Source organism: Providencia sp. JGM181 (assembly GCF_018257375.1).
Taxonomy (GTDB): Bacteria; Pseudomonadota; Gammaproteobacteria; order Enterobacterales; family Enterobacteriaceae; genus Providencia; species Providencia lanzhouensis.
Window position 1 is genome coordinate 1 of record NZ_JAERJY010000300.1, and the last position, 707, is coordinate 707.

The following is a 707-nucleotide window of genomic DNA, read 5'->3' on the forward strand; positions in this document are numbered from 1 at the left end:
TCATTATGCTAAGTTTGATAGTGAAAAATAGTTAACCGAATAGTTAAGTGAATAGTTAAGTTAAATGATTAAATTAAATAGTTATCTAAATAAAAATCTAAATTTAATTATATTTTTCTGGGTAATTTTGCGAACGGAAAATGCCTAATGGTTTTTTGATAAACCATTAGGCAGAGGGGGGCTGGTGAATAAAGAGAATTAAGCGTTTGCAGAATAAGTATTAATATATTCATACTCTTGGATTAATTGAGGTAGTGATTTTATTCCTAGTTTTGTATAAATATTTGAACGGTGCACTTCTACGGTTCTTGGTGATAATGACAGTTTTTCGGCCGTTTCTCGGCTGGTGTTTCCGTCTAAAATCATGTCCATAATTTCACGCTCTCTAGCTGAGAGACGGTCGAATTTATTGGTTAAATAGATATATTTTTTATGATTTTCATTTTGTTTATCGAAGTGTTCATTAGCTCCCTGAATAGCGCTTAGAAACACTCTGTCATCAAATGGAAATGCGTAGAAATCAAAGGCTCCAGCCTTGAAGTAGTCTCTGCATAGTGCAGCAGAAGGTTCTTCTGCGATGACGATAACAGGAACAACGGCTAAAGATTGAGTAAGGTTTTTTAATTTATTAATATGACTGGAGTTATTGCCTACGAATAATAAAACACAATCCTTTGCATTATCTTCTTTAGGGTAAGTATAAGTAC

The 707-nt window shown here is 33.1% G+C and carries 1 protein-coding gene; it reads right to left on the reverse strand.

Features of this window, described 5'->3' with window-relative positions; genetic code table 11:
* Positions 1-198: 198 nt before the first annotated feature.
* On the reverse strand, positions 199-707 hold a 509-nt coding region (locus JK188_RS17635), incomplete at its 5' end, for a response regulator transcription factor (RefSeq protein WP_211888708.1).